Below are 23,793 nucleotides of genomic sequence, written 5' to 3' on the forward strand. Positions count from 1 at the left end.
GGCCGGGATGAAATCAGTACTTGCCTTTCAGGCCGAAGGTTTCGTCCAGGGTGCCGGGGGCATCCGGAGCCTTGGGCGCGTAGTCCTTGGGCGCTTCGTTGCTCTTGGGCGGGGTCAGGCGCTCGCGCGGGCTGGCGGCCTCGTCGGCGTGCAGGGCGGCCAGCAGGCGCTGGCGGGTCAGCTCGTCGAGGGCCAGGCGGCTGGCGCCCTCGGACAGGTGCTCCTGCACCTCCTGGTAGCTCTGGGTGAGCTTCTTCACCAGGCTGGCGGTGGTGTTGAAGTGAGTGACCACCTCGCTCTGGTAGGTATCGAAGCGTTCCTGCAGATCATCCAGCTGGCGCTGCGTCCGGTTCGGGGCGGCATTGGGCACCAGGCGTGCGATCAGGAAACCGATGCCGATGCCGGCGAGCAGGGCGAAGGCTGGTAACAACCAAACGGTGAGCGACTGTTCCACGAGTCCTTCCTCTATAAACGGCTTTGCTTTACGTTAACGGCTCGAATCCGCGCTGTATACCGCGACGCAAGCCCTGTTGTGCTTATCCAAGACGAGTCGACCCGTCACCGGGTCACGGAGTTTCCCTTGTTGATCCGCGAAAACCCTCTTCTGCTCGATGGTCCCTGTGGCCAGCTCGAGGCGCTGCATCTCGATCTGCCCGAGGCCCGTGGCCTGGCGTTGATCTGTCACCCCAACCCCGTGCAGGGCGGCACCATGCTCAACAAAGTGGTGTCCACCCTGCAGCGCACCGCCCGCGATGCCGGCTACAGCACGCTGCGCTTCAACTACCGCGGCGTCGGCGCCAGCGCCGGTAGCCACGACATGGGCACTGGCGAGGTGGACGACGCCGAAGCTGCGGCCCACTGGTTCCGCGCCCAGCGCCCGGAGCTGGAGCTGACCCTGTTCGGCTTCTCCTTCGGTGGTTTCGTCGCCGCCAGCCTGGCTGGCCGCCTGGAGCGCCAGGGGATCAAAGTGCCGCGCCTGTTCATGGCGGCGCCCGCGGTCATGCGCCTGACCGACGAACACCCGCTTCCCGAAGGTGGCGAGATGACGGTGATCCAGCCGGAAGTCGATGAAATCGTGCCGCCCCAGGCCGTCTACGATTGGTCGGCTGGCCTCGCGCGCCCCCATGAGCTGCTGAAAGTGGCAGAATGCGGGCACTTCTTCCACGGCAAGCTGACCGATCTCAAGGACCTGGTCCTGCCGCGTCTCTGATTCCGAACGAAGTCCGACAAGCGAACACCATGACCACTCGTATCCTTACCGGCATCACCACCACCGGCACGCCGCACCTTGGCAACTATGCGGGCGCCATTCGCCCGGCCATCGTTGCCAGCCGCGCCAGCGACGTCGACTCCTTCTATTTCCTGGCCGACTACCACGCCCTGATCAAGTGCGACGACCCGGCCCGTATCCAGCGTTCGCGCCTGGAAATCGCCGCCACCTGGCTGGCCTGCGGCCTGGACACCGACAAGGCGACCTTTTACCGCCAGTCCGACATCCCCGAGATCCCCGAACTGACCTGGTTGCTCACCTGCGTCAGCGCCAAGGGCCTGCTCAACCGTGCCCATGCCTACAAGGCCTCCGTGGACAAGAACCTGGAGAGCGGCGAGGACCCGGATGCCGGCGTCACCATGGGCCTGTACAGCTACCCGGTGCTGATGGCCGCGGACATCCTGATGTTCAATGCGCACAAGGTGCCGGTAGGCCGCGACCAGATCCAGCACGTGGAAATGGCCCGCGATATCGGCCAGCGCTTCAACCACCTGTTCGGTGCCGGCCGTGAGTTCTTCACCCTGCCTGAAGCGGTGATCGAGGAAGAGGTGGCGACCCTGCCAGGCCTCGACGGCCGCAAGATGTCCAAGAGCTACGACAACACCATTCCGCTGTTCGGCAGTGCCAAGCAGCTGAAGGATGCCATCGCCCGTATCGTCACCGACTCCCGTGCACCCGGCGAGCCGAAGGACCCGGACAACTCCCACCTGTTCACCCTCTACCAGGCGTTCGCCACGCCCGCGCAGCTCGCCGAGTTCCGCGCCGAGCTGCTGGCCGGCCTGGCCTGGGGCGAGGCCAAGCAGCGCCTGTTCCAGCTGCTCGACAGCGAACTGGGTGAAGCCCGCGAACGTTACCACGCGCTGATCGAGCGGCCGTCCGACCTCGAGGACATCCTGCTTGCCGGTGCCGCCAAGGCCCGCAAGATCGCGTCTCCCTTCCTCAACGAACTGCGTGAGGCCGTGGGCCTGCGTTCGTTCCGCACCAACGTTCAGGTGGGCGGCGAGGCGAAGAAGAAAGCGGCCAAGAGCGCGCGCTTCGTCAGCTTCCGCGACGAGGATGGCAGCTTCCGTTTCCGCCTGCTGGACGCCGATGGCGAGCAGCTGCTGCTGTCGCGCTCGTTTGCCGACGGCAAGGCCGCCGGCCAGGTGAGCAAGCGTCTGCAGGGTGGCGATGAGCTGGATCTGCGGGTCGAAGGCGACGCGTTCGGCATCTGGCTGGACGACGAGCAGGTGGCTACCAGCCCGTCCTTCGCCGACGATGCGGCTCGCGAAACGGCCATCCAGCGCCTCTACGCGGCCCTCGCGCCTCAGGAATAACTGTCTTTCCAGCGGCCGACGCTGTCGGCCAATTGCCAATCAACGGGGCAGGCCATAGGGTCTGATGCTGCTTCGCGCGCGGCCCTTCGGGTTGCGCGGCAAATGTCGCCATGCCGTGTTGCGGGACTTGCCAAGGGAATGACCATTGCCTGCGTCCCGCGCCTTGCCTGGCGACATTTGGCGCAGCAACGCGACTTGCGTCGAAGCGGCATCAGACCCTAAAGTACCTGCCCCGTTTTTCGTTGCCTTGCTACCGATCATGACCCCCCTCGAGCGCTACCAGGCCGATCTCAAACGGCCGGAATTCTTTCACGACGCCGCACAGGAAAACGCCGTTCGCCACCTGCAACGGCTGTATGACGACCTGATCGCCGACGACCGCAGCAAACCCGGCCTGCTGGGCAGCCTGTTCGGCAAGAAGCGCCAGGACCCCGTCAGGGGCCTGTACTTCTGGGGCGGCGTGGGTCGCGGCAAGACCTACCTGGTGGATACCTTCTACGACGCGCTGCCGTTCAAGCAGAAGATGCGTACCCACTTCCACCGCTTCATGAAGCGCGTCCACGAGGAGATGAAGACCCTCAAGGGCGAGAAGAACCCGCTGACCATCATCGGCAAGCGTTTCGCCGGCGAGGCGCGGGTGATCTGCTTCGATGAGTTCTTCGTCTCCGACATCACCGACGCGATGATCCTGGCCACGCTGCTGGACGAGCTGTTCAAGAACGGCGTCAGCCTTGTGGCGACCTCCAACATCGTGCCCGACGGCCTCTACAAGGATGGCCTGCAGCGCGCGCGCTTCCTGCCGGCGATCGCCTTGCTCAAGGAGCACACCGAGATCGTCAACGTCGACAGTGGCGTGGACTATCGCTTGCGTGCCCTGGAGCAGGCCGAGCTGTTCCACTTCCCGCTGGATGCCGAAGCCGAGGCCAGCCTGAGCCGCAGCTTCAAGAGCCTGCTGCCGGATTGCACCATGGCCCAGGAAGGCGAGGCGCTGATGGTGGAAAATCGCGAGATCCGCGCCGTGCGCGTCTGCGAAGACGTGGCCTGGTTCGAGTTCCGCGAGCTCTGCGACGGGCCGCGCAGCCAGAACGACTACATCGAACTGGGCAAGATCTTCCACGCGGTGATCCTCGCCAACGTCGAGCAGATGGGCGTGGCGAAGGACGACATGGCGCGGCGCTTTATCAACCTGGTGGACGAATTCTACGACCGCAACGTGAAGCTGATCATCTCGGCGGAAGTGGAGTTGAAGGACCTCTATACCGGCGGTCGCCTGAACTTCGAGTTCCAGCGCACCCTGAGCCGCCTGCTGGAAATGCAGTCCCACGAGTTCCTTTCGCGGCCGCACAAGCCCTGAGGAACGCGCAAGAAAAAAGGCTGCCCGAGGGCAGCCTTTTTCATTTGCGCGGATCGGCGAGGGTCATTCGCCCTTCTGCTGGTACTGGCGCCGGTACTGGTTGGGTGAGAGCTGGGTGTGCTGGCGAAACAGCCGGGCGAAGAAACTGGCGTCGTCGTAACCCACTTCGTAACTGATGGTCTTGATGCTCTTGCGGGTGCCGGAGAGCAGGCCCTTGGCCGTCTCGATGCGCAAGCGTTGCAGGTAGTGCAGGGGCTTGTCCCCCGTGGCGGCCTGGAAGCGGCGCATGAAGTTGCGGATGCTCATGCCGTGGTCCCGGGCCACGTCCTCGAAGCGGAACTTGTCGGCGAAGTGTTCTTCGAGCCAGTGCTGGATCTGCAGGATGGTCATGTCCTGGTGCAGCTTCTGGCCGCCAAAGCCGATGCGCCCCGGGGCATAGCTGCGCTGCACCTCGTAGAGGATGTCGCGGGCCACCGCCTGGGCGATGCTGGCGCCGCAGAAGCGCTCGATCAGGTAGATGTATAGATCGCAGGCCGACGTGACGCCGCCGGCGCAGTACAGGTTGTCGGCGTCGGAGAGGTGCTTCTCCTGGTTCAGCAGGACCTTGGGGAAACGTTCGGCGAATTCGCCGAAGAAGCGCCAGTAGGTGGTCGCCTCCTTGCCGTCCAGCAGGCCGGCCTGGGCCATCCAGAACACCCCGGTGGCTTCGCCGCAGATGGCGCTGCCGGCGGCGTGGCGTTCGCGTAGCCAGGTGCAGACTTGTGGATAACGGGCGAGCAGGGCGTCGAAGTCGCCCCAGAAGGTGGGGATGACGATGATGTCCGCGTGGTCCAGTGGCCCGTCCACCGGGATCTGGACGTCGCTGAAACTGCGTGCCGGCAGGCCATCCGGACTGACCAGGCGGGTCTGGAAGGCGGGCGTGAGGCCCTTACCCTGCAGCTTGCCGAAGCGCAGGCTGGCCATGTGGAAGAAGTCTTTGGCCTGCATGAGGGTTGAGGCGAAAACGCCGTCGACGGCGAGGATGCTGACCTGTCGAAGGTTAGGGGACTGCATGTTGCTCATGGTGTTGTTCTTATTAGGGGAAAGCGGTCATTCTGCGGCTGGATCGTCTTATTTTTTGTCCTAAGTGTCCAGTGTGGCGGGGCAGGGGACTGGCCTAGAGTCGGTGGCCTGCGTTTCCATACCTCCTCAGTGTCCCTTCAAGGTGATGCCATGATTCCAAGAACCCTGTTCAGCTCCGACCACGAACTCTTCCGCGACAGCGTGCGCAAGTTCCTCGAACAGGAAGCGGTGCCCTACCACCACCAGTGGGAAAAGGACGGCCACATCGACCGTGCCCTGTGGAACAAGGCGGGTGAGGCCGGCATGCTCTGCTCGCATATCCCGGAGGCCTATGGCGGCATGGGGGCCGATTTCCTCTACAGCGCGGTGGTGATCGAGGAGATCGGTCGCCTGGGCCTGACCGGCATCGGCTTCTCCCTGCACTCCGACATCGTCGCGCCCTACATCCTTCATTACGGCTCCGAGGAGCTCAAGCTCAAGTACCTGCCGAAGCTGGTCAGCGGCGAGATGGTGACCGCCATCGCCATGACCGAGCCCGGCGCCGGCTCCGACCTGCAGGGGGTGAAGACCACGGCGGTGCTGGACGGCGACGAGTACGTCATCAACGGTTCCAAGACCTTCATCACCAACGGCTTCCTCGCCGACCTGGTGATAGTGGTGGCCAAGACCGATCCGAAGGCCGGCGCCAAGGGCACCAGCCTGTTCCTGGTGGAGGCGGGTACGCCGGGCTTCGCCAAGGGCAAGCGCCTGGAAAAGGTCGGCATGAAGGCCCAGGACACCTCGGAGCTGTTCTTCCAGGATGTCCGTGTACCCAAGGCGAACCTGCTGGGGCAGGCCGGCATGGGCTTCGCCTACCTGATGCAGGAGCTGCCCCAGGAGCGCCTGACCGTGGGCATCGGCGCCCTGGCCTCGGCCGAGGCGGCACTCAACTGGACCCTGGACTACACCCGCGAGCGCAAGGCCTTCGGCAAGTCCGTCGCCGAGTTCCAGAACACCCGTTTCAAGCTGGCGGAGATGGCCACCGAGATCCAGGTCGGGCGGGTCTTCGTCGATCGCTGCATGGAGCTGCACCTGGCCGGCAAGCTGGATGTGCCCACCGCGGCGATGCTCAAGTACTGGGGTACCGACCTGCAGTGCAAGGTGCTGGACGAGTGCGTGCAGCTGCACGGTGGCTACGGCTTCATGTGGGAGTACGCCGTGGCGCGCGCCTGGGCCGACGCACGGGTCCAGCGGATCTACGCCGGCACCAACGAGATCATGAAGGAGATCATCGCCCGCGCGCTGGTCTGATCGGCGACTGATAGCGGAAGCCCGGCGATTGCCGGGCTTCTGTGCTTCAGGGAGCGGGGTTGGGCTGGTCCTTGTGGATGGCGGCGATGGCCTCCAGTACTTCGGGGGACAGCACGAGTTCGCTGCTGCCCAGGTTTTCTTCGAGCTGTTCGAGCGAGGTGGCGCCGATGATGTTGCTGGTCACGAAGGGCTGTGCCGTGACGAAGGCCAGGGCCATCTGCGCGGGCGACAGTTCGTGTTCACGGGCCAGCTTCACGTAGCGCGAGCAGGCGGACTGGGTCTGCGGATTGGTGTAGCGGGTAAAGCGGCTGAACAGAGTGATCCGCGCGTTGGCCGGGCGGGCGCCGCCCTCGTATTTGCCCGAAAGCATGCCGAAGGCCATCGGCGAGTACGCCAGCAGGCCGCATTGCTCGCGGATGGCCACCTCGGCCAGGCCCACCTCGAAGCTGCGATTGAGTAGGTTGTAGGGGTTCTGGATGGAGACGGCGCGGGGCAGGCCGAGCTGGTCGGCCAGTTGCAGGAACTTCATGGTGCCCCAGGGCGTTTCGTTGGACAGGCCGATATGACGGATCTTGCCGGCCTTGACCTGTTCCCCGAGGACTTCGAGGGTTTCCTGCAGCGGCGTGAAGTCTTCGTCCTTGTGCGCGTAGCCCAGCTGGCCGAAGAAGTTGGTGCTGCGTTCGGGCCAGTGCAGCTGGTAGAGGTCGACCCAGTCCGTGCGCAGGCGCTTGAGGCTGGCATCCAGGGCCGCGGTGATGTGCTCGCGGTTGTGCTTCAGGTTACCGCCACGGATGTGGCTGATGCCGTTGCCAGGGCCCGCCACCTTGCTGGCCAGGACCCAGTCGGCTCGGTCCCCGCGCTTGGCGAACCAGTTGCCGATGATGGTTTCGGTGGCGCTGTAGGTCTCCGCGCGCGGTGGAACGGGGTACATCTCCGCCGTATCCATGAAGTTGATGCCGTAGGCTTTGGCGCGCTCGATCTGGGCGAAAGCCTCCGCTTCGGAGTTCTGCTCGCCCCAGGTCATGGTGCCGAGATACAGGCTGCTGACCTTGAGGTCGGTGCGGCCGAGTTGGCGGTATTCCATTGCTGCCTCCAGCTTTCTCGTAAAAGGTGCATGAAATCAGGTTGATATTTTTCCTGCAATCGGCATAATTCCGCGGCTTTCTTTGCGGGGATGCCTAGCCTGCGGAGAAGGAAGGTGGGGATGCCTAGCCCGCCGAACAAACCATGCCGTAGCGGACGCGCTGACCCGAGCCCCCGATAGCGTCTGTTTCCGGCTGACCTGACCTTGTCAGGAAGCGCACTATTCAGTAAGATCCGCCGTCTAATTTTCAGGGCGGCCCCTGAGGCTATAGCGAATGAAGACTTTTACTGCAAAACCGGAAACTGTTAAGCGCGACTGGTACGTCGTCGACGCTGCAGGTCAGACCCTGGGTCGTCTGGCCACCGAAATTGCCAGCCGTCTGCGCGGCAAGCACAAGCCGGAATACACCCCTCACGTTGACACCGGCGACTACATCGTCGTGATCAATGCCGAGCAGGTACGTGTTACCGGTGCCAAGACCACCGACAAGATGTACTACTCTCACTCCGGCTTCCCGGGTGGCATCAAGGAGATCAACTTCGAGAAGCTGATCGCCAAGGCCCCTGAGCGCGTGATCGAGACCGCGGTGAAAGGCATGCTGCCGAAGAACCCGCTGGGCCGCGACATGTATCGCAAGCTGAAGGTGTACAAGGGTGCTGTTCACCCGCACACCGCTCAGCAGCCCCAAGAACTGAAGATTTAACGGGATAGTTCATTATGTCGGCGACTCAAAACTACGGCACCGGCCGTCGTAAGACTGCTACCGCGCGCGTCTTCCTGCGTCCGGGTACTGGCAAGATCTCCATCAACAATCGCACCCTGGATACCTTCTTCGGTCGCGAAACCGCTCGCATGGTCGTGCGTCAGCCGCTGGAGCTGACCGAGACCACCGAGAAGTTCGATATCTACGTTACCGTCGTTGGCGGTGGTGTAAGCGGTCAAGCCGGTGCAATCCGCCACGGCATCACCCGCGCTCTGATCGAATACGACGAGACCCTGCGCAGCCCGCTGCGTAAGGCCGGCTACGTAACTCGCGACGCTCGCGAAGTTGAACGTAAGAAAGTCGGTCTGCGTAAAGCGCGTAAGCGTCCGCAGTACTCCAAGCGTTAATTCGACGCTTGCAAAAAGCGCCCAGCCTCTTCGGAGCTGGGCGTTTTTTTATGCGCGAGAATTTCGTCCCTGCGACAGCTTGTCGCAGAGTCAAAACCCCCGTCATTCAAGGCTTTCGGGCTATTTGTATCCGGCTATTACCTTGTCAGGAAAGGGGGTTTTCTTTACCATTTGGCGAATTTTTTGCGCGGCTCGATTTTTTTACTTAGTAGAGGCCTGAACAACAGGCCACAAAGCTGATGGGAGACGACTGAATGAGCAATGACGGCGTGAATGCAGGCCGGCGTCGCTTCCTCGTAGCGGCCACGTCTGTGGTTGGTGCTGCGGGAGCGGTGGGGGCTGCGGTCCCGTTCGTGGGGTCATGGCTGCCCAGTGCCAAGGCCAAGGCCGCGGGTGCACCGGTCAAGGTGAATATAGGCAAGGTCGAAGCCGGCCAGCAGATCGTCGCCGAGTGGCGCGGTCAGCCTGTGTTCATCGTGCGTCGGACCGAAGAGATCCTTGCCAATATCGGCAAGATCCACGACCGCATGGCGGACCCCGAGTCCAAGGCGTCGGTGCAACCGACCTACGTGGACCCGGTTACCCGTTCGATCAAGCCGGAAATCCTGGTGCTGGTCGGTATCTGCACCCACCTGGGCTGCTCGCCGTCCTTCCGTCCGGAAGTCGCCCCGGCAGACCTGGGTGCCGAGTGGGTCGGCGGCTACTTCTGCCCCTGCCACGGTTCTCGCTATGACCTCGCAGGTCGTGTCTACAAGGCGCAGCCGGCGCCTCTGAACCTGCCGGTTCCGCCTTACTCGTACGAGTCGGATGACGTCATCATCGTCGGTGTGGACCAGGAGAAGGCATGATGAGCAAATTCATGGAATGGGTCGATGCGCGCTTCCCCGCGACCAAGATGTGGGAAGACCATCTGAGCAAGTACTACGCTCCGAAGAACTTCAACTTCTTCTACTTCTTCGGCTCGCTGGCACTGCTGATGCTGGTAAACCAGATCCTCACCGGTCTCTGGCTGACCATGAGCTTCACTCCGTCCGCCGAGGAAGCCTTCGCGTCCGTCGAGTACATCATGCGCGACGTGGAGTACGGCTGGATCATCCGCTACCTGCACTCCACCGGTGCATCGGCGTTCTTCATCGTTGTCTACATGCACATGTTCCGCGGCCTGCTCTACGGCTCCTACCAGAAGCCCCGTGAGCTGGTGTGGATCTTCGGCATGCTGATCTACCTCGCCCTGATGGCCGAGGCCTTCATGGGCTACCTGCTGCCCTGGGGCCAGATGTCCTACTGGGGTGCCCAGGTGATCATCTCGCTGTTCGGTGCGATTCCGGTGGTCGGCGATGACCTGACCCAGTGGATCCGTGGTGACTACCTGATTTCCGGCATCACCCTGAACCGCTTCTTCGCCCTGCACGTGATCGCCCTGCCGATCGTGATCATCGGCCTGGTCGTGCTGCACATCCTGGCGCTGCACGAAGTGGGTTCGAACAACCCCGACGGCGTGGACATCAAGAAACTGAAGGACGAGAACGGCGTTCCGCTGGACGGTATCGCGTTCCACCCCTACTACTCCGTGAAAGACATCGTCGGCGTAGTGGTGTTCCTCTTCGTGTTCTGCTTCGTGGTGTTCTTCTTCCCGGAGATGGGCGGTTACTTCCTCGAGAAGCCCAACTTCGAGCAGGCCAACCCGTTCAAGACGCCTGAGCACATCGCGCCGGTGTGGTACTTCACCCCCTTCTACGCGATCCTCCGTGCGGTGCCGGACAAGCTGGCGGGCGTTATCGCCATGGGCGCGGCAATCGCCATCCTGTTCGTCCTGCCGTGGCTGGACCGCAGCCCGGTGAAGTCCATGCGCTACAAGGGCTGGCTGAGCCGCATCTGGCTGGTGGTGTTCTGCGTATCCTTCATCATCCTTGGCATTCTCGGCGTTCTGGCGCCGACCCCGGGCCGTACCCTGCTGTCGCAGGTGTGCACCATCCTGTACTTCGCGTACTTCATCCTGATGCCGTTCTACACAAGGATGGAAAAAACCAAACCGGTACCGGAAAGGGTGACAGGCTGATGAAAAAGCTATTTGCTGCATTTGTTTTCGCTGCGCTGCCGGCTCTGACCTTTGCTGCTGGTGGTCATGATGTACATCTGGACAAGGTCGACATCGACCTGACCGACAAGGCCGCCATGCAGGACGGCGCGCGTACCTTCGCGAACTACTGCATGGGCTGCCACAGTGCCAAGTTCCAACGCTACGAACGCGTCGGCAAGGACCTGGGTATTCCTGAAGACCTGATGCTGAAGAACCTGGTCCTCACTGGCGCCAAGATCGGCGACCACATGAAGATCGGCATGCAGCCCCAGGACGCCAAGGTATGGTTCGGCGCTGCGCCGCCGGACCTGACCCTGGTTGCCCGCGTGCGTGGTACCGACTGGCTGTACAGCTACCTGCGTTCCTTCTACGAAGATCCTGCGCGTCCGTGGGGCGTGAACAACAAGGTCTTCCCGAACGTCGGCATGCCGAACGTCCTGGTCAACCTGCAAGGTCGCCAGGTCATCGGTTGCAAGCAGGTACAAGTGGTTGAGGGCGGCAAGAAGCAGTTCGACCCGCTGACCGGCGCTCCGATCACCCACGAAGCTTGCGACCAGCTGACTGTGGTGCCGAAGACCGGCAAGCTGACCGAAGCCGAGTTCGACGAGAAGATCCAGAACCTGGTGACCTTCCTGGCCTACTCCGCCAACCCGGTCAAGCTGGAAAGCCAGCGCATCGGTACCTTCGTGCTGCTGTACCTGGCGTTCTTCTTCGTGTTCGCCTACCTGCTCAAGCGTGAGTACTGGAAGGACGTCCACTGATACACTGCTGCACTCTTGTACCAAGCGCGCGCCCTACTAGGGCGCGCGCGTCTTTCTGCCCCTGAATAATCCAAAGCGAGGAGGGCGCAATGGCCGTCACCAATAGGCTGGCCTGTTTTTCCGACCCTGCCGACCACTACTCCCATCGTGTGCGCATCGTGCTCGCCGAGAAGGGGGTCGCCGCCGAGATCATCAATGTCGAGCCGGGCCGTTGCCCGCCCAAGCTGGCCGAGGTCAATCCCTACGGCAGCGTGCCGACGCTGGTGGATCGCGATCTGGCGCTCTATGAGTCCACCGTGGTGATGGAGTACCTCGAGGAGCGTTATCCGCACCCGCCGCTGCTGCCGGTCTACCCGGTGGCCCGCGCCAACAGCCGCCTGCTCATCCATCGGGTGCAGCGTGACTGGTGCTCTCTGGTGGATCGGATTCTCGATTCGCGCAGCAAGGAGGCCGACAAGGCCGTGGCGCGCAAGGAGCTTCGCGAGAGCCTGACTGGTGTTTCGCCGCTGTTTGCGGACAAGCCCTACTTTCTGAGCGAAGATTTCAGTCTGGTGGACTGCTGCCTGCTGCCGATACTCTGGCGCCTTCCCGTGCTGGGTATCGAGTTGCCGCGGCCGGCCAAGCCCTTGCTGGACTACATGGAGCGGGCCTTTGCCCGGGATTCCTTCCAGGCCAGCCTGTCCGCCGCCGAACGCGATATGCGCTGAGGAGAACCAGATGAATTCCAGTCGTCCCTACCTGGTCCGCGCCCTCTACGAGTGGATCGTCGACAACAACTGCACGCCGCACCTGCTGGTCAATGCCGAGCATGCCGGCGTGCGGGTTCCGCCCGGTTACGCCAATGATGGCCAGATCGTGCTCAACGTCTCGCCCAGCGCCGTGCGTCATCTGCACATGGATAACGAGGCGGTGAGTTTCGAAGGTCGTTTCGGCGGGGTTGCCCACAGCCTCTATATCCCTTCGGCGGCGGTCCTCGCCATCTACGCCAGGGAGAACGGCCAGGGCATGGTCTTCGATCTCGAGCCGCCGCTGCCGGGCGATGATGAGCCCGATGACGATGGTCCCTCCGACGAGCCGCCAGGCTCGGGTGGCGAGCCTTCGCGTCCAAGCGGCCGGCCCAGCCTGAAAGTGGTCAAGTAATGAAAAAGGCGATCCCAGGATCGCCTTTTTCATGTCTGCCGTAAGGCTCAGTTGGTGTATTCGAAGAGCCGGACGATCTTCTGTACCCCGGAAACACCCTGGACGATGCTGGTAGCCAACTGGGCTTCCTGGCGGGTGACCAGGCCCAGCAGATAGACGATGCCGTTCTCGGTCACCACCTTGATCTGCGAGCTGGGCACCTTGCTGTCGGCCAGCAGCTGGGTGGTGATCTTGGTGGTGATGGTGCTGTCGTTCATCCGTGCCAGGGTGGAGGCGGGCTGCATCACCTGCAGTTCGTTGTGCACGCGGCGTACGCCCTGGGCGGTCTGCGCGGCCTGGCCGGCCATTTCCTTGAGGTCGGCGCGCGGGGTCTGGCCGGCGAGCAGTACCACGCCGTTGTAGCTGGCAACGATGATGCGCGAGTTGGTTTTCAGGTCGGGGCTGGCGGCCTCTACCTTGGCGCGGACCTTGGACGGGGTGGACTGGTCGTCGATGGTCTTGCCGATGGTGCGGCCGCCGCAGCCGGAAAGCGCGAGGCAGAGTGCAAGGCCAGCGAGTAGCAGGGGGGAACGGGTCATTCTTCACTCCCAAACAGTTGACGGTCGATCAGGTCGCAGAGGCAGTGGATGGACAGCAGGTGCACTTCCTGGATACGGGCGGTGACCTTGGAAGGAACACGGATTTCCACATCCTCCGGTAGCAGCAGCGAGGCCATGCCGCCGCCGTCGCGGCCGGTCAGGGCGACCACCACCATTTCACGGTCGTGGGCGGCCTGGATGGCCTGGATCACGTTGGCCGAGTTGCCGCTGGTGGAGATGGCCAGCAGAACGTCGCCGGGCTGGCCGAGCGCGCGAATCTGCTTGGAGAAGACTTCGTTGTAGCTGTAGTCGTTGGCGATCGAGGTGATGGTCGAGCTGTCGGTGGTCAGTGCGATGGCCGGCAGGCTCGGGCGCTCGCGCTCGAAGCGGTTCAGCAGTTCCGAGGAGAAGTGCTGGGCGTCGCCGGCCGAGCCGCCGTTGCCACACGACAGGATCTTGCCCTCGTTGAGCAGCGCGTGGACCATCACCATGCTGCCGTGCTCGATATGCGGGGCCAGCAGTTCCATGGCTTGCAGCTTGGTGTCGATGCTGGCCTGGAACAGTTGGCGGATACGGGGTTGCATGTCCATCGGGTTAGACCTTCAGTGGGGCGACCGATCAGGTGTCGAAGGCATTCTTCAGCCAGGTCAGTCGCGGGGGTGAATCGCCGTCCATTGCATCGACAGCGATCACATCAAATCGACAAGGGTATTTTGCCCAGCGGGATTCCTGCTGGAGGAACTGCTGGGCGGCGTATGCCAGTTTTTCGCGCTTGCGGGCGTCGACGCTCTCGAGGGCGCCGCCCCATCCGGCGTGACGCCGGTAGCGGACTTCGGCGAATACTACTGTATCGCCGTCGAGCATGACCAGATCGAGCTCGCCGCGTCGGCACAGCCAGTTCTGGGACAGCAGACGCAGTCCGTTTGCTTCGAGGTGGGCGCGGGCAAGGGCTTCCGCCGCCTGCCCGCGTGCACGTCTATCGATCAAGAGTCGCTGTCTTTCAGGGGTTGGACCTGGCCGCCACGGAACTCGGCCCAGGGCAGTTCGCGTTCGATGCGCTGCGCGGGGTTAAGGCTGAGGCGCCCGGACAGTCCCTCCACCTGGGAATCCGGCAGGGCCTTGAGTTGCTCCAGGCGCGGCGCGAGGTTGTAGGCGTCGGCGCCCATGGCATAGAGGCGGCCCAGGCTGCCTTCGGCCTGCGGCCATTGGCTGCCCACCTGGCGGCGCAGCGGATCGTTGCCGTTCAGCAGCCAGGGCGTTTCGCAGAAGCGGATGCCATCCAGGTCCTGGTACTGGGCCGGGTCGTTGCTGGCCGAGTAGAGGTGGGAGGTGGCGTAGACCGGCACGTCACCGGCGTACTGGAAGGCCAGGGTCGGCTTGATCTGCTGGGCTTGCTGCGGGGTGGCGGCGAGGAAGATGAAGTCGATGTCCTGGCGGCGCGCCGGCTGCGCGGCCACGGGGACGCCCAGGGTGCCCTGCAGTTTCTTGGCGCGGCCTTCGCTTTCGCGGAGCTGGAACAGGTCGGCGATCTGCTGCGCCAGTTGCACCGGTTGATCGACATGCTCGGCGGCGATCAGTTGGCCGCCTTCGGCCTGCCAGCTCTGCTGGAAGGCACGCAGTACGCGGTCACCCCATTCGCCCTTGGGTACCAGGGCGACGGCGCTGCGCATGCCGTCGGCCCAGGCGCGGCGGGCCACTTCGCGGGCCTCGTCCTCGGCGGCGAGGCCGAACTGGAACAGTTGGGCCGGGCTTTCCTGGCCGGAGTCGCTGTAGTTCAGGGCCAGGGTGGTGATGGGTAGTTGCTCGCGGTTGCTGAGTTGCTTCACCAGCGGCTTCTCCAGCGGGCCGACCACCAGTTGCACGCCATCGGCCTGGGCCTTGCGGTAGAAGTCGTCGATGGAGGTCAGCTTGGAGCTGTCATAGATCTCGATGGTCGGTTGCGGCTGGCCGGACTGCTTGGCCTGGTAGTGAGCGGCCAGGAAGCCGTCGCGCAGGGCGCGGGAAACCGTGGCCAGTTGGCCTTCCTGGGGGAGTAGCAGGGCGATCTTGGTCAGCGGCTGGCCGGCGAGTTCCTTCAGCTTGGTCAGGGGCTGCGGCAGTTGCTTGGCCGCCGGGTGGTCCGGGTTCTGCGCGCGCCAGTTGTCGATGGCCGCCTGTTGCTGGTCCAGGGTGGAGCTGGTCTTGGTCAGGCGCGCCAGTTCCAGCCAGCCGGCCAGGTCGCTGTCGGCGCCGCCTTGCAGTTGGTCCAGGGGCAGGCTGGATACCAGTGCCCAGATGGCCTCGTGGTTGTTGCTGGCGGCTTCGCCACTCAGCAGTGGCGCGATGAATACGCGTTCGCGGGCGGCGGCAAGGGTCTGGCCTTCCGCTTCCAGGGCCCGCGCGCGGACCAGCTGGGTGCGTACCTGCTGATCGACCGGCAGTTCCGCCAGGTGCTCGAGGCTGGGGTGGCTCAGGGCCTTGAGGGCGCTCTTGGGCTGGTTGCGGGCCATGGCCAGTTCGGCGCCCAGGGTGCTGGCGAAAATCTGCTGGGCGGGCTTCAGGCCGTCCATCGGGATCTGCTCGAGGATGCGCGCCGAGCGGCCGATGTCCTTTTGCTGATAGGCGAGATCGGCGGCGGACAGGCGCAGCAGGGAAGCTTCTTCCGGCTCGGCCTGGCTGGCTTGCTGGAGCAGCTGCTCGATGCTGGCCTGGGGAGTGCGAGGCAGTTCGCCAAGGCTGGACGAGGGCGAGCTGGAGCAGGCAGCCAGCAGGCCGGCGAGGCAGAGGGCGGAGAGCGGACGCAGGCAAGCGATCATTTATCGGTCCCGAAACTCGTTGAAGAAAGCCGCGATTGTACCCAAGGCCCGGTTGAGGCGCGATGTCGGGCCGGTGAATCGGGATACAATGCGCGCTTTATGTCTTTTCCGAGGTGGCTTGTGACTCTTTCTTCCGCCAGTGGCAACGCGCCCGGCACGCTCTATGTGGTCGCAACCCCTATCGGCAACCTCGATGACATCAGCGCCCGGGCCCTGCGGATACTGCGGGAAGTGGCCCTGATCGCCGCTGAAGACACCCGCCATTCGGCGCGCCTGATGCAGCATTTCGGTATCCCGACGCCACTGGCGGCCTGCCATGAGCACAACGAGCGCGACCATGGCGGGCGCTTCCTGGCCCGCCTGCAGGCCGGGGATGACGTGGCGCTGATCTCCGATGCAGGCACGCCGCTGATATCCGATCCGGGCTTCCATCTGGTGCGCCAGGCGCGCGCGGCGGGCATCGCCGTGGTGCCGGTGCCCGGTGCCTGTGCGTTGATCGCGGCGCTGTCCGCCGCCGGCCTGCCGTCGGATCGTTTCATCTTCGAGGGCTTCCTGCCGGCCAAGGCCAGCGGGCGACGGGGACGACTGGAACAGATCAGGGAAGAGCCGCGCACGCTGATCTTCTACGAGGCGCCCCATCGCTTGCTGGAGTCCCTGGAGGATATGCGCGCCGTGTTCGGTGGCGACCGCCAGGCGCTGCTGGCGCGGGAGCTGACCAAGACCTTCGAGACCCTGAAGGGGGCGCCGCTGGATGAGTTATGTGCCTGGGTGGCCGCCGACTCCAACCAGCAGCGCGGCGAATGCGTGGTGCTGGTGGCTGGCTGGCAGGCGCCGGAAGGCGAGGGCGCCCTGAGCGCGGAGGCGCTGCGGGTGCTGGACCTGCTGCTGGCGGAACTGCCGCTCAAGCGCGCCGCAGCGCTGGCGGCGGAGATCACCGGCGTGCGCAAGAACCTGCTCTATCAGGCGGCCCTGGAACGCCAAGGTGATTCCTGAGCTTGTTCTTGAGGGCGCCTACCGTTAACCTTGGCGGTGGAGAGTCGATCGGACAGTCGCTGTCTCATTTCGTTCTACGATTTTGAGAGGGAGGAAAGTCCGGGCTCCACAGGGCGGAGTGCCAGGTAACGCCTGGGAGGCGCAAGCCTACGGAAAGTGCCGCAGAAAATAACCGCCTAAGCGCGCAAGCGCCGGTAAGGGTGAAAAGGTGCGGTAAGAGCGCACCGCACGACTGGTAACAGTTCGTGGCTAGGTAAACCCCACTCGGAGCAAGACCAAATAGGAATCCATGGCGTGGCCCGCGTCGGATTCGGGTAGGTTGCTAAAGGCTGTCAGTGATGGCAGCCGTAGATGAATGACTGTCCTCGACAGAACCCGGCTTACAGATCGACTCTTCACTTTTTCCCTCTTCTCCGCGTTAGCTCTTTCGCCCGCTCATCCCCTCCTTCGAAATACCGAAAAGATCTTACTCTTAACAAATTACTTTAAGTTCGACGTTCAGCTACTTGTAAGTGCTGGATTTTACTCCTCCTTTGTCCCGCCAAAACCCCGCAGTTCCCTTCTGAACCCTCGCTAAATTGCCGTCCTGTAAGGAGTTTTCCGCTTTTGCGCGCCTTGACGGTGGGGCTGGCGCATTTCTATAGTGTGCGGAAGTGGAGCGAAGTGGGTAGAAGTGGGATTAACTGGCACGGAAAGCCAATCAAAGGGGAAGCGCAGCCTTGTTTCGCGGAGCTAACGCCATCAGTCTCGACGCCAAAGGGCGACTCGCGATGCCAAGTCGGTATCGTGACGAGCTCATGTCGCGTTGTGGCGGGCAGCTCATCGTTACAATCGACGCCGTCGATCCCTGTCTGACTGTCTATCCCCTGCCTGAATGGGAGCTCGTCGAAGCCAAGCTGCGTGAGCTGCCTTCCCTGCGCGAGGAAACTCGCCGCCTGCAACGCCTGCTGATCGGTAATGCCGTGGACCTGGAGCTGGATAGCGCCGGTCGCTTTCTGGTGCCGCCGCGCTTGCGCGACCACGCCAGTCTGGACAAGCGCGCCATGCTGGTCGGCCAACTGAACAAATTTCAACTGTGGGACGAGGATGCCTGGAACGCGATTTCCGAGGCCGATCTCATGGCAATCAAACAGCCCGGCGGTTTGCCGGACGAACTACGTGACCTAATCCTGTGAGCGCAACCAGCAGCTTCCGCCATATTACTGTCCTGCTCGAAGAAGCAGTGGAAGGGCTCGCCTTGCGCGCGGACGGGTGCTACCTGGATGGCACCTTCGGTCGCGGCGGGCATAGCCGGCTCGTCCTGGAGCGGCTCGGGCCCGGTGGTCGCTTGCTGGGGTTCGACAAAGACCCGCAAGCGATTGCAGCGGGGCAAGCTCTGGCGGCCGATGACGGCCGCTTTGTCATTGTGCAAAGGAGCTTTGCCGAGCTCGGTGACGAGGTCCGCGCGCGCGACCTCGCGGGCAAGGTGGATGGCGTTCTGCTCGACCTCGGCGTGTCGTCCCCGCAGCTGGACGATCCGGAGCGCGGCTTCAGCTTCCTCAACGACGGCCCGCTGGACATGCGCATGAACCCTGACCGTGGCCAGAGCGCCGCGCAGTGGATCGCCAGCGCCAGCGAAGAAGAAATCGCCCGTGTCTTCAAGGATTACGGCGAGGAGCGTTTCGCCAAGCGCATGGCCCGTGCCGTGGTCCAGCGTCGCGTCGAGAAGCCCTTCGAGCGTACCGCTGACCTGGCGGCCGTGCTGAGCGCCGCCAACCCGGCCTGGGAGAAGGGCAAGAACCCGGCTACCCGCGCATTCCAGGGTATTCGCATCCACGTCAACAACGAGCTGGGCGATCTCGAGCAGGGGCTGGATGCCGCCCTCGAGTCCCTGGCCGTCGGTGGTCGCCTGGTGGTGATCAGCTTCCACTCGCTGGAGGACCGCATCGTCAAGCTCTTCATGCGCAAGCATGCCAAGGGCGAGGCCGACAAGCTGCCGCGCAATCTCCCGGTACGCCACGCGGTCTTCGAGCCGCGCCTGAAGCTGCTGGGCAAGCCGCAGTTCGCGTCGGACGAAGAACTCAAGGCCAACCCGCGCTCGCGCAGCGCCGTCATGCGTGTCGCGGAGAAGCTCAGGTGAGCCGCATCTATGCAAAGCCACTGCCGCCCGGCAGCACGGTGATGCTGGCGATGTTCGTGGCCGTGTTGCTTTCCTCCATCGCGGTGTCCTACAGCGCCTACTGGAACCGCAAGCTGCTCAACGAGCTGTATGCCGAACTCAGCGTGCGCGACAAGGCGCAGGCCGAGTGGGGGCGGCTGGTCCTCGAACAGAGCACCTGGACCGCTCATAACCGCATCGAGTCGCTGGCCAGTGAGCAGCTGAAGATGCGCATCCCCGATCCGGTCGAAGTGCGGATGGTGGCGCCATGATGAAGCTCGAAGGCGCACTCTACCCCTGGCGTTTCCGCATTGTCCTGGGCCTGCTCACCCTCATGGTCGGCGCTATTTCCTGGCGCATCGTTGACCTGCACGTGATCGACCATGATTTCCTCAAGGCCCACGGCGACGCCCGCAGCGTGCGGCACATCCCGATTCCCGCCCACCGTGGCCTGATCACCGACCGCAACGGCGAGCCGCTTGCCGTGAGCACCCCGGTCACCACGCTGTGGACCAACCCCAAGGACCTGATGGGCGCGCGCGACCAGTGGCCGCAGATCGCCCAGTCCCTTGGCCTGGACCCCAAGGCCTTCGCCCAGCGCATCGAGCAGAACGCCAATCGCGAATTCATGTACCTGATGCGCGGCCTGACCCCGGAGCAGGGGCAGGCCGTGCTCGGCAACAAGCTTCCCGGTGTCTACGGCATCGAGGAGTTTCGTCGTTTCTACCCGGCCGGCGAAGTGACCGCCCATGTGGTGGGCTTCACCGATGTGGACGATCGCGGTCGCGAAGGTGTCGAGCTGTCCTTCGAGGAATGGCTGGCCGGCGTGCCGGGCAAGCGCCAGGTGCTGAAAGACCGCCGTGGCCGCCTGATCAAGGACGTCCAGGTCGCGCGCAACGCCAAGCCGGGCAAGACCCTCGCCCTGTCCATCGACCTGCGCCTGCAGTACCTGGCCCACCGCGAGTTGCGCAACGCCCTGGTGGAAAACGGCGCCAAGGCGGGCAGCCTGGTGATAGTCGACGTGAAGACCGGCGAAGTGCTGGCCATGGCCAACCAGCCCACCTACAACCCGAACAACCGTCGCAACCTGCAACCGGCGGCCATGCGCAACCGCGCCATGATCGACGTGTTCGAGCCGGGCTCCACCGTCAAGCCGATCTCCATGTCCGCCGCCCTGCAGAGTGGCCGCTGGAAGCCCGAAAACAAGGTCGAGGTGTACCCCGGCTCGCTGCAGATCGGCCGCTACACCATCAAGGACGTGTCCCGGACCGAAGGGCCGGTGCTCGACCTGACCGGCATCCTGATCAACTCCAGTAACGTCGGCATGAGCAAGATCGCCTTCGACATCGGCGGCGAAGCCATCTACGACACCATGCGCAACCTCGGCCTGGGCCAGGACACCGGCCTCGGTTTCCCCGGCGAGCGCGTGGGCAACCTGCCCAACCACCGCGAGTGGCGCAAGGCGGAAACCGCCACCCTGTCGTACGGCTACGGCCTGTCGATCACCGCGATCCAACTGGTCCACGCCTACGCCACCCTGGCCAACAACGGCAAGGCGGTCCCCCTGTCGATGACCCGGGTAGACACCATCCCCGAGGGCGCCCAGGTCATTCCCGAAGACGTGGCCAGGACCATGCAGGGCATGTTGCAACAAGTGGTCGAGGCGCCGCGCGGTGTGTTTCGCGCCCAGGTGCCCGGCTACCACGTGTCCGGCAAGAGTGGCACGGCGCGTAAAGCCAGCGTAGGAACCAAGGGCTACACCCAGAACGCCTATCGCTCGCTCTTCGCGGGCTTCGGTCCTTCCTCCAACCCGCGCATCGCGATGGTGGTGGTGATCGATGAGCCCAGCAAGGCGGGTTATTTCGGCGGCCTGGTTTCGGCCCCGGTTTTCGGCAAGGTCATGGCCGGCGCGCTGCGACTGATGAACATCGTGCCGGACAACCTGCCCACCGAGGAACAACAGACCGCGAATGCGGCCAACGGCAAAGGAGGGCGGATCTGATGCCCATGCCACTGAACCAACTACTGCTCCAGGCGCAGAGCGCCACCCTGATTCGTGAACTGACCCTGGACAGCCGCAAGGTGCGTCCGGGCGATCTGTTCCTGGCCGTGCCCGGCGCCCAACAGGACGGCCGCGCCCATATCGCCGACGCGGTCGCCCGTGGCGCCGTCGCTATCGCTTATGAAGCCCTGGGCGCCGAAACCCCCGAGGCCTCCACCGCCGAACTCATCCCGATCACGGGGCTGGCCGGCCAGCTGTCGGCGATCGCCGGCCGCTTCTACGGCGAGCCCAGCCGCGCCGTGCGCCTGGTCGGCGTGACCGGTACCAACGGCAAGACCAGCGTCAGCCAGTTGCTGGCCCAGGCCCTCGACCAGTTGGGTGAGCGCTGCGGCATAGTCGGCACCCTGGGCACCGGTTTCTACGGCGAGCTGGAAAGCGGCCGCCATACCACCCCCGATCCCCTGGCCGTGCAAGCCACCCTGGCGGGCCTGAAGCAGGCCGGCGCCCGTGCCGTAGCCATGGAGGTCTCTTCCCATGGTCTTGAGCAGGGCCGCGTGGCCGCCCTGGACTTCGACGTGGCGGTGTTCACCAACCTGTCCCGCGACCACCTGGACTACCACGGCTCCATGGAGGCCTATGGCGCCGCCAAGGCCAAGCTGTTCGCCTGGCCCAACTTGCGTTCCAGGGTGATCAACCTGGATGACGAGTTCGGCCGCAACCTGGCTGCCGATCGCCACGAATCGCGGCTGTTCACCTACAGCCTGGAAGACACTAGTGCCTTCCTCTATTGCCGCGAAGCCCGTTTCGACGACCACGGTGTCAGCGCCCAACTGGTGACCCAGCAGGGCGAAGGCCTGCTGCGCAGCCCGCTGCTGGGCCGCTTCAACCTGAGCAACCTGCTGGCGGTGGTCGGTGCGTTGCTGGCCATGGACTACCCGCTGGCCGACGTGCTGCGCGTGCTGCCGTCCCTGCAAGGGCCGGTGGGTCGCATGCAGCGCCTGGGCGGCGGTGCGAAGCCCCTGGTGGTGGTCGACTACGCCCACACCCCGGATGCGCTGGAGAAGGTCCTCGAAGCCCTGCGTCCCCACGTCCGTGGTGAGCTGCTCTGCCTGTTCGGCTGCGGCGGCGATCGTGACCGTGGCAAGCGCCCGCTGATGGCCGAGGTGGCTGAACGCCTGGCCGATCGCGTGCTGGTGACCGACGACAACCCACGCAGCGAAGACCCAGCGGCGATCTTCGCTGATATCCGTCCCGGCTTCGTCACCGCCGACGCGGTGCAGTTCGTCGCCGGCCGTGGCCAGGCGATCGCCCAACTGATCGGCTCGGCCGGCGTCGACGACGTCGTGCTGCTGGCCGGCAAGGGCCATGAGGATTACCAGGAGATCGCCGGCGTACGCCATGCATTCTCCGACCTGGAAGAAGCCGCCAAGGCCCTGGACGCCTGGGAGGTGCTCGATGCTTAAGCCCTTCCGTCTGTCAGAGCTGCTCGCGCCGTTGCAGGCTGAGCTGGTGGGGGCCGACGTGGCCTTCACCGGTGTCTCCAGCGACAGCCGCAAGATCGAGCCCGGGCAACTCTTCATCGCCCTGGTCGGTCCGCGCTTCGATGGCCATGACTACCTGGCCGATGTCGCCGCCAAGGGTGCCGTTGCGGCACTGGTGCAGCGCGAAGTGGCTGATGCCCCGATCCCGCAGTTGGTGGTGCGCGATACCCGCGAAGGCCTCGGCCGCCTGGGCGCCTACAACCGCGATCTGTTTAAGGGCCGCGTCGCTGCGGTGACCGGTTCCAGCGGCAAGACCACCGTCAAGGAAATGCTCGCGAGCATCCTGCGTACCCAGGGTTCGGTGCTGGCCACCCGTGGCAACCTGAACAATGACCTGGGCGTTCCCCTGACTCTGCTGGAGCTGGGCGCCGAGCACGACAGCGCGATGATCGAGCTGGGCGCTTCCCGCGTCGGCGAGATCCGTTACACCGTCGGCCTGACCCGGCCGCAGGTAGCGATCCTGAACAATGCCGGCACCGCCCATGTGGGTGAGTTCGGCGGGCCCGAGAAGATTGTCGAGGCCAAGGGCGAGATCCTCGAAGGCCTTCCGGCCGACGGTGTCGCCGTGCTCAACCGCGACGACCGCGCCTTCGATATCTGGCACGCCCGCGCCGCCGGCCGCCAGGTCGTCGCGTTCGGCCTGACCGACCCGCGCGCTGACGTGCGCGCCGAGAACATCTCCCGCGATGCCCGCGGCTGCATGGCCTTCCGCCTGCTCGGCGTGGCGGGTGAAGCGCAGATCCAGCTCAACCTGTTGGGGACGCACAACGTCGCCAACGCCCTGGCCGCCGCCGCCGCCGCCCACGCCCTGGGCGTGCCGCTGGTCGGGATCAAGGCCGGCCTGGAAAACCTGCAGCCCGTCAAAGGCCGCACCGTAGCGCAGCTCGCCACCAGCGGCATGCGCGTGATCGACGACAGCTACAACGCCAACCCCGCGTCGATGCTTGCCGCCGTTGATATACTCGCCGGTTTTTCCGGTCGCACCATCCTGGTGCTCGGGGACATGGGCGAACTCGGCGAATGGGCCGAGCAAGGCCACCGCGAAGTCGGCGAATACGCCCGTGGCAAGGTCAGCGCCTTGTACGCGGTCGGCCCGCTGATGACGCACGCTGTGAGTGCCTTCGGCACCCAGGGCCGCCATTTCGCCGACCAGGACAGCCTGATCAAGGCGCTGGTGGACGAACAGGACTCAAACACAACAATTCTGATCAAAGGTTCCCGTAGCGCGGCGATGGACAAAGTCGTCGCGGCATTCTGCGGGACGGGGGAGGCTCACTAAT

25 protein-coding genes and 1 other RNA gene are annotated in these 23,793 nt (G+C 64.2%); 19 read left to right on the forward strand and 7 right to left on the reverse strand.

The genetic code is table 11. The annotated features are described in order from the left end of the window. Positions 1-13: 13 nt before the first annotated feature. Positions 14-454, reverse strand: coding sequence for a Z-ring associated ZapG family protein (locus PCA10_RS05210; protein ID WP_016490984.1), 441 nt, complete (start codon positions 452-454; stop codon positions 14-16). A gap of 126 nt (positions 455-580) precedes the next feature. Here PCA10_RS05210 and PCA10_RS05215 point away from each other — a divergent pair, with 126 nt between their 5' ends. The 3 genes from PCA10_RS05215 (at position 581) to zapE (ending at position 3,940) form a co-directional block, all read left to right on the forward strand. Continuing rightward, positions 581-1,210 carry an alpha/beta hydrolase gene (locus PCA10_RS05215; protein WP_016490985.1) on the forward strand — a complete coding sequence of 210 codons (630 nt, stop codon included), beginning with the start codon at positions 581-583 and terminating at the stop codon, positions 1,208-1,210. Positions 1,211-1,239: 29 nt separating this feature from the next. Beyond that, positions 1,240-2,586 (forward strand): tryptophan--tRNA ligase, encoded by a 1,347-nt coding sequence (locus PCA10_RS05220; protein WP_016490986.1) that lies wholly within the window; start codon positions 1,240-1,242, stop codon positions 2,584-2,586. Between the two features lie 259 nt (positions 2,587-2,845). After that, positions 2,846-3,940, forward strand: a complete 1,095-nt coding sequence (gene zapE, locus PCA10_RS05225) for a cell division protein ZapE (RefSeq protein ID WP_016490987.1) — start codon at positions 2,846-2,848, stop codon at positions 3,938-3,940. 63 nt (positions 3,941-4,003) lie between these two features. Here zapE and PCA10_RS05230 read toward each other — a convergent pair whose 3' ends face one another. Continuing rightward, positions 4,004-5,002: a GlxA family transcriptional regulator gene (locus tag PCA10_RS05230; RefSeq protein ID WP_016490988.1), complete on the reverse strand. Its 999-nt coding sequence runs from the start codon at positions 5,000-5,002 to the stop codon at positions 4,004-4,006. A 150-nt stretch (positions 5,003-5,152) separates the two neighbouring features. Here PCA10_RS05230 and PCA10_RS05235 point away from each other — a divergent pair, with 150 nt between their 5' ends. Continuing rightward, on the forward strand, positions 5,153-6,292 hold the full coding sequence (locus tag PCA10_RS05235) for an acyl-CoA dehydrogenase family protein (protein WP_016490989.1): 1,140 nt from the start codon (positions 5,153-5,155) through the stop codon (positions 6,290-6,292). A 46-nt stretch (positions 6,293-6,338) separates the two neighbouring features. Here the strand turns inward: PCA10_RS05235 and PCA10_RS05240 are convergent, their stop codons facing one another. Beyond that, complete coding sequence (locus PCA10_RS05240) at positions 6,339-7,376, reverse strand: NADP(H)-dependent aldo-keto reductase (protein ID WP_016490990.1); 1,038 nt, start codon at positions 7,374-7,376, stop codon at positions 6,339-6,341. Positions 7,377-7,650: 274 nt separating this feature from the next. Between PCA10_RS05240 and rplM the strand changes: the two genes are divergently transcribed. The 7 genes from rplM to PCA10_RS05275 all read left to right on the forward strand — a co-directional run bounded on the left by rplM (position 7,651) and on the right by PCA10_RS05275 (position 12,467). After that, positions 7,651-8,079, forward strand: coding sequence for a 50S ribosomal protein L13 (gene rplM / locus PCA10_RS05245; protein ID WP_016490991.1), 429 nt, complete (start codon positions 7,651-7,653; stop codon positions 8,077-8,079). A gap of 14 nt (positions 8,080-8,093) precedes the next feature. After that, positions 8,094-8,486, forward strand: a complete 393-nt coding sequence (gene rpsI, locus PCA10_RS05250; RefSeq protein WP_016490992.1) for a 30S ribosomal protein S9 — start codon at positions 8,094-8,096, stop codon at positions 8,484-8,486. Positions 8,487-8,740: 254 nt separating this feature from the next. Next, entirely contained in the window at positions 8,741-9,334 is a 594-nt protein-coding gene (petA, locus tag PCA10_RS05255; RefSeq protein ID WP_016490993.1) for a ubiquinol-cytochrome c reductase iron-sulfur subunit, read from the forward strand. Continuing rightward, positions 9,334-10,545 carry a cytochrome b gene (locus PCA10_RS05260; protein WP_041770140.1) on the forward strand — a complete coding sequence of 404 codons (1,212 nt, stop codon included), beginning with the start codon at positions 9,334-9,336 and terminating at the stop codon, positions 10,543-10,545. The genes petA and PCA10_RS05260 overlap by 1 nt, the downstream gene beginning before the upstream one ends. Continuing rightward, entirely contained in the window at positions 10,545-11,327 is a 783-nt protein-coding gene (locus PCA10_RS05265) for a cytochrome c1 (protein ID WP_016490995.1), read from the forward strand. Before PCA10_RS05260 ends, PCA10_RS05265 begins: the two co-directional genes overlap by 1 nt. Before the next feature lie 89 nt (positions 11,328-11,416). Then, entirely contained in the window at positions 11,417-12,034 is a 618-nt protein-coding gene (locus PCA10_RS05270; protein ID WP_016490996.1) for a glutathione S-transferase N-terminal domain-containing protein, read from the forward strand. Positions 12,035-12,044: 10 nt separating this feature from the next. Next, positions 12,045-12,467, forward strand: coding sequence for a ClpXP protease specificity-enhancing factor (locus PCA10_RS05275; RefSeq protein ID WP_016490997.1), 423 nt, complete (start codon positions 12,045-12,047; stop codon positions 12,465-12,467). A gap of 47 nt (positions 12,468-12,514) precedes the next feature. On the opposite strand, the gene PCA10_RS05280 is transcribed toward PCA10_RS05275, so the two are convergent. The 4 genes from PCA10_RS05280 to PCA10_RS05295 are packed head-to-tail and all read right to left on the reverse strand — an operon-like array spanning position 12,515 to position 15,840. Next, positions 12,515-13,045 (reverse strand): BON domain-containing protein, encoded by a 531-nt coding sequence (locus PCA10_RS05280; protein ID WP_016490998.1) that lies wholly within the window; start codon positions 13,043-13,045, stop codon positions 12,515-12,517. Further along, a complete protein-coding gene (locus tag PCA10_RS05285) occupies positions 13,042-13,635 on the reverse strand; it encodes a phosphoheptose isomerase (protein WP_016490999.1) in 594 nt (197 codons plus the stop codon). Before PCA10_RS05285 ends, PCA10_RS05280 begins: the two co-directional genes overlap by 4 nt. Positions 13,636-13,663: 28 nt before the next feature. Continuing rightward, positions 13,664-14,032 carry a YraN family protein gene (locus tag PCA10_RS05290; RefSeq protein ID WP_016491000.1) on the reverse strand — a complete coding sequence of 123 codons (369 nt, stop codon included), beginning with the start codon at positions 14,030-14,032 and terminating at the stop codon, positions 13,664-13,666. Next, on the reverse strand, positions 14,029-15,840 hold the full coding sequence (locus PCA10_RS05295) for a penicillin-binding protein activator (RefSeq protein WP_016491001.1): 1,812 nt from the start codon (positions 15,838-15,840) through the stop codon (positions 14,029-14,031). Before PCA10_RS05295 ends, PCA10_RS05290 begins: the two co-directional genes overlap by 4 nt. Positions 15,841-15,939: 99 nt before the next feature. Here PCA10_RS05295 and rsmI point away from each other — a divergent pair, with 99 nt between their 5' ends. From rsmI to PCA10_RS05330, 8 genes are all read left to right on the forward strand, one after another. Next, entirely contained in the window at positions 15,940-16,833 is an 894-nt protein-coding gene (gene rsmI / locus PCA10_RS05300) for a 16S rRNA (cytidine(1402)-2'-O)-methyltransferase (protein WP_041770141.1), read from the forward strand. 40 nt (positions 16,834-16,873) lie between these two features. Next, an RNA gene (gene rnpB / locus PCA10_RS29315) (RNase P RNA component class A) lies at positions 16,874-17,232 on the forward strand. Positions 17,233-17,552: 320 nt separating this feature from the next. Beyond that, positions 17,553-18,008 carry a division/cell wall cluster transcriptional repressor MraZ gene (gene mraZ / locus PCA10_RS05305; RefSeq protein WP_016491003.1) on the forward strand — a complete coding sequence of 152 codons (456 nt, stop codon included), beginning with the start codon at positions 17,553-17,555 and terminating at the stop codon, positions 18,006-18,008. Then, on the forward strand, positions 18,005-18,952 hold the full coding sequence (rsmH, locus tag PCA10_RS05310) for a 16S rRNA (cytosine(1402)-N(4))-methyltransferase RsmH (RefSeq protein ID WP_041770142.1): 948 nt from the start codon (positions 18,005-18,007) through the stop codon (positions 18,950-18,952). Before mraZ ends, rsmH begins: the two co-directional genes overlap by 4 nt. Next, the gene (gene ftsL, locus PCA10_RS05315) at positions 18,949-19,242 is read left to right on the forward strand and encodes a cell division protein FtsL (protein WP_016491005.1); all 294 of its coding nucleotides are present in this window, start codon (positions 18,949-18,951) and stop codon (positions 19,240-19,242) included. The genes rsmH and ftsL overlap by 4 nt, the downstream gene beginning before the upstream one ends. Further along, the gene (locus PCA10_RS05320) at positions 19,239-20,972 is read left to right on the forward strand and encodes a peptidoglycan D,D-transpeptidase FtsI family protein (protein WP_016491006.1); all 1,734 of its coding nucleotides are present in this window, start codon (positions 19,239-19,241) and stop codon (positions 20,970-20,972) included. The genes ftsL and PCA10_RS05320 overlap by 4 nt, the downstream gene beginning before the upstream one ends. Next, positions 20,972-22,435, forward strand: a complete 1,464-nt coding sequence (locus tag PCA10_RS05325; protein ID WP_016491007.1) for a UDP-N-acetylmuramoyl-L-alanyl-D-glutamate--2,6-diaminopimelate ligase — start codon at positions 20,972-20,974, stop codon at positions 22,433-22,435. Before PCA10_RS05320 ends, PCA10_RS05325 begins: the two co-directional genes overlap by 1 nt. Beyond that, positions 22,428-23,792 (forward strand): UDP-N-acetylmuramoyl-tripeptide--D-alanyl-D-alanine ligase, encoded by a 1,365-nt coding sequence (locus PCA10_RS05330; RefSeq protein WP_016491008.1) that lies wholly within the window; start codon positions 22,428-22,430, stop codon positions 23,790-23,792. Before PCA10_RS05325 ends, PCA10_RS05330 begins: the two co-directional genes overlap by 8 nt. The last annotated feature ends 1 nt before the right edge of the window (position 23,793 follow it).

It is taken from the genome of Pseudomonas resinovorans NBRC 106553 (assembly GCF_000412695.1).
Lineage (GTDB): Bacteria > Pseudomonadota > Gammaproteobacteria > Pseudomonadales > Pseudomonadaceae > Metapseudomonas > Metapseudomonas resinovorans_A.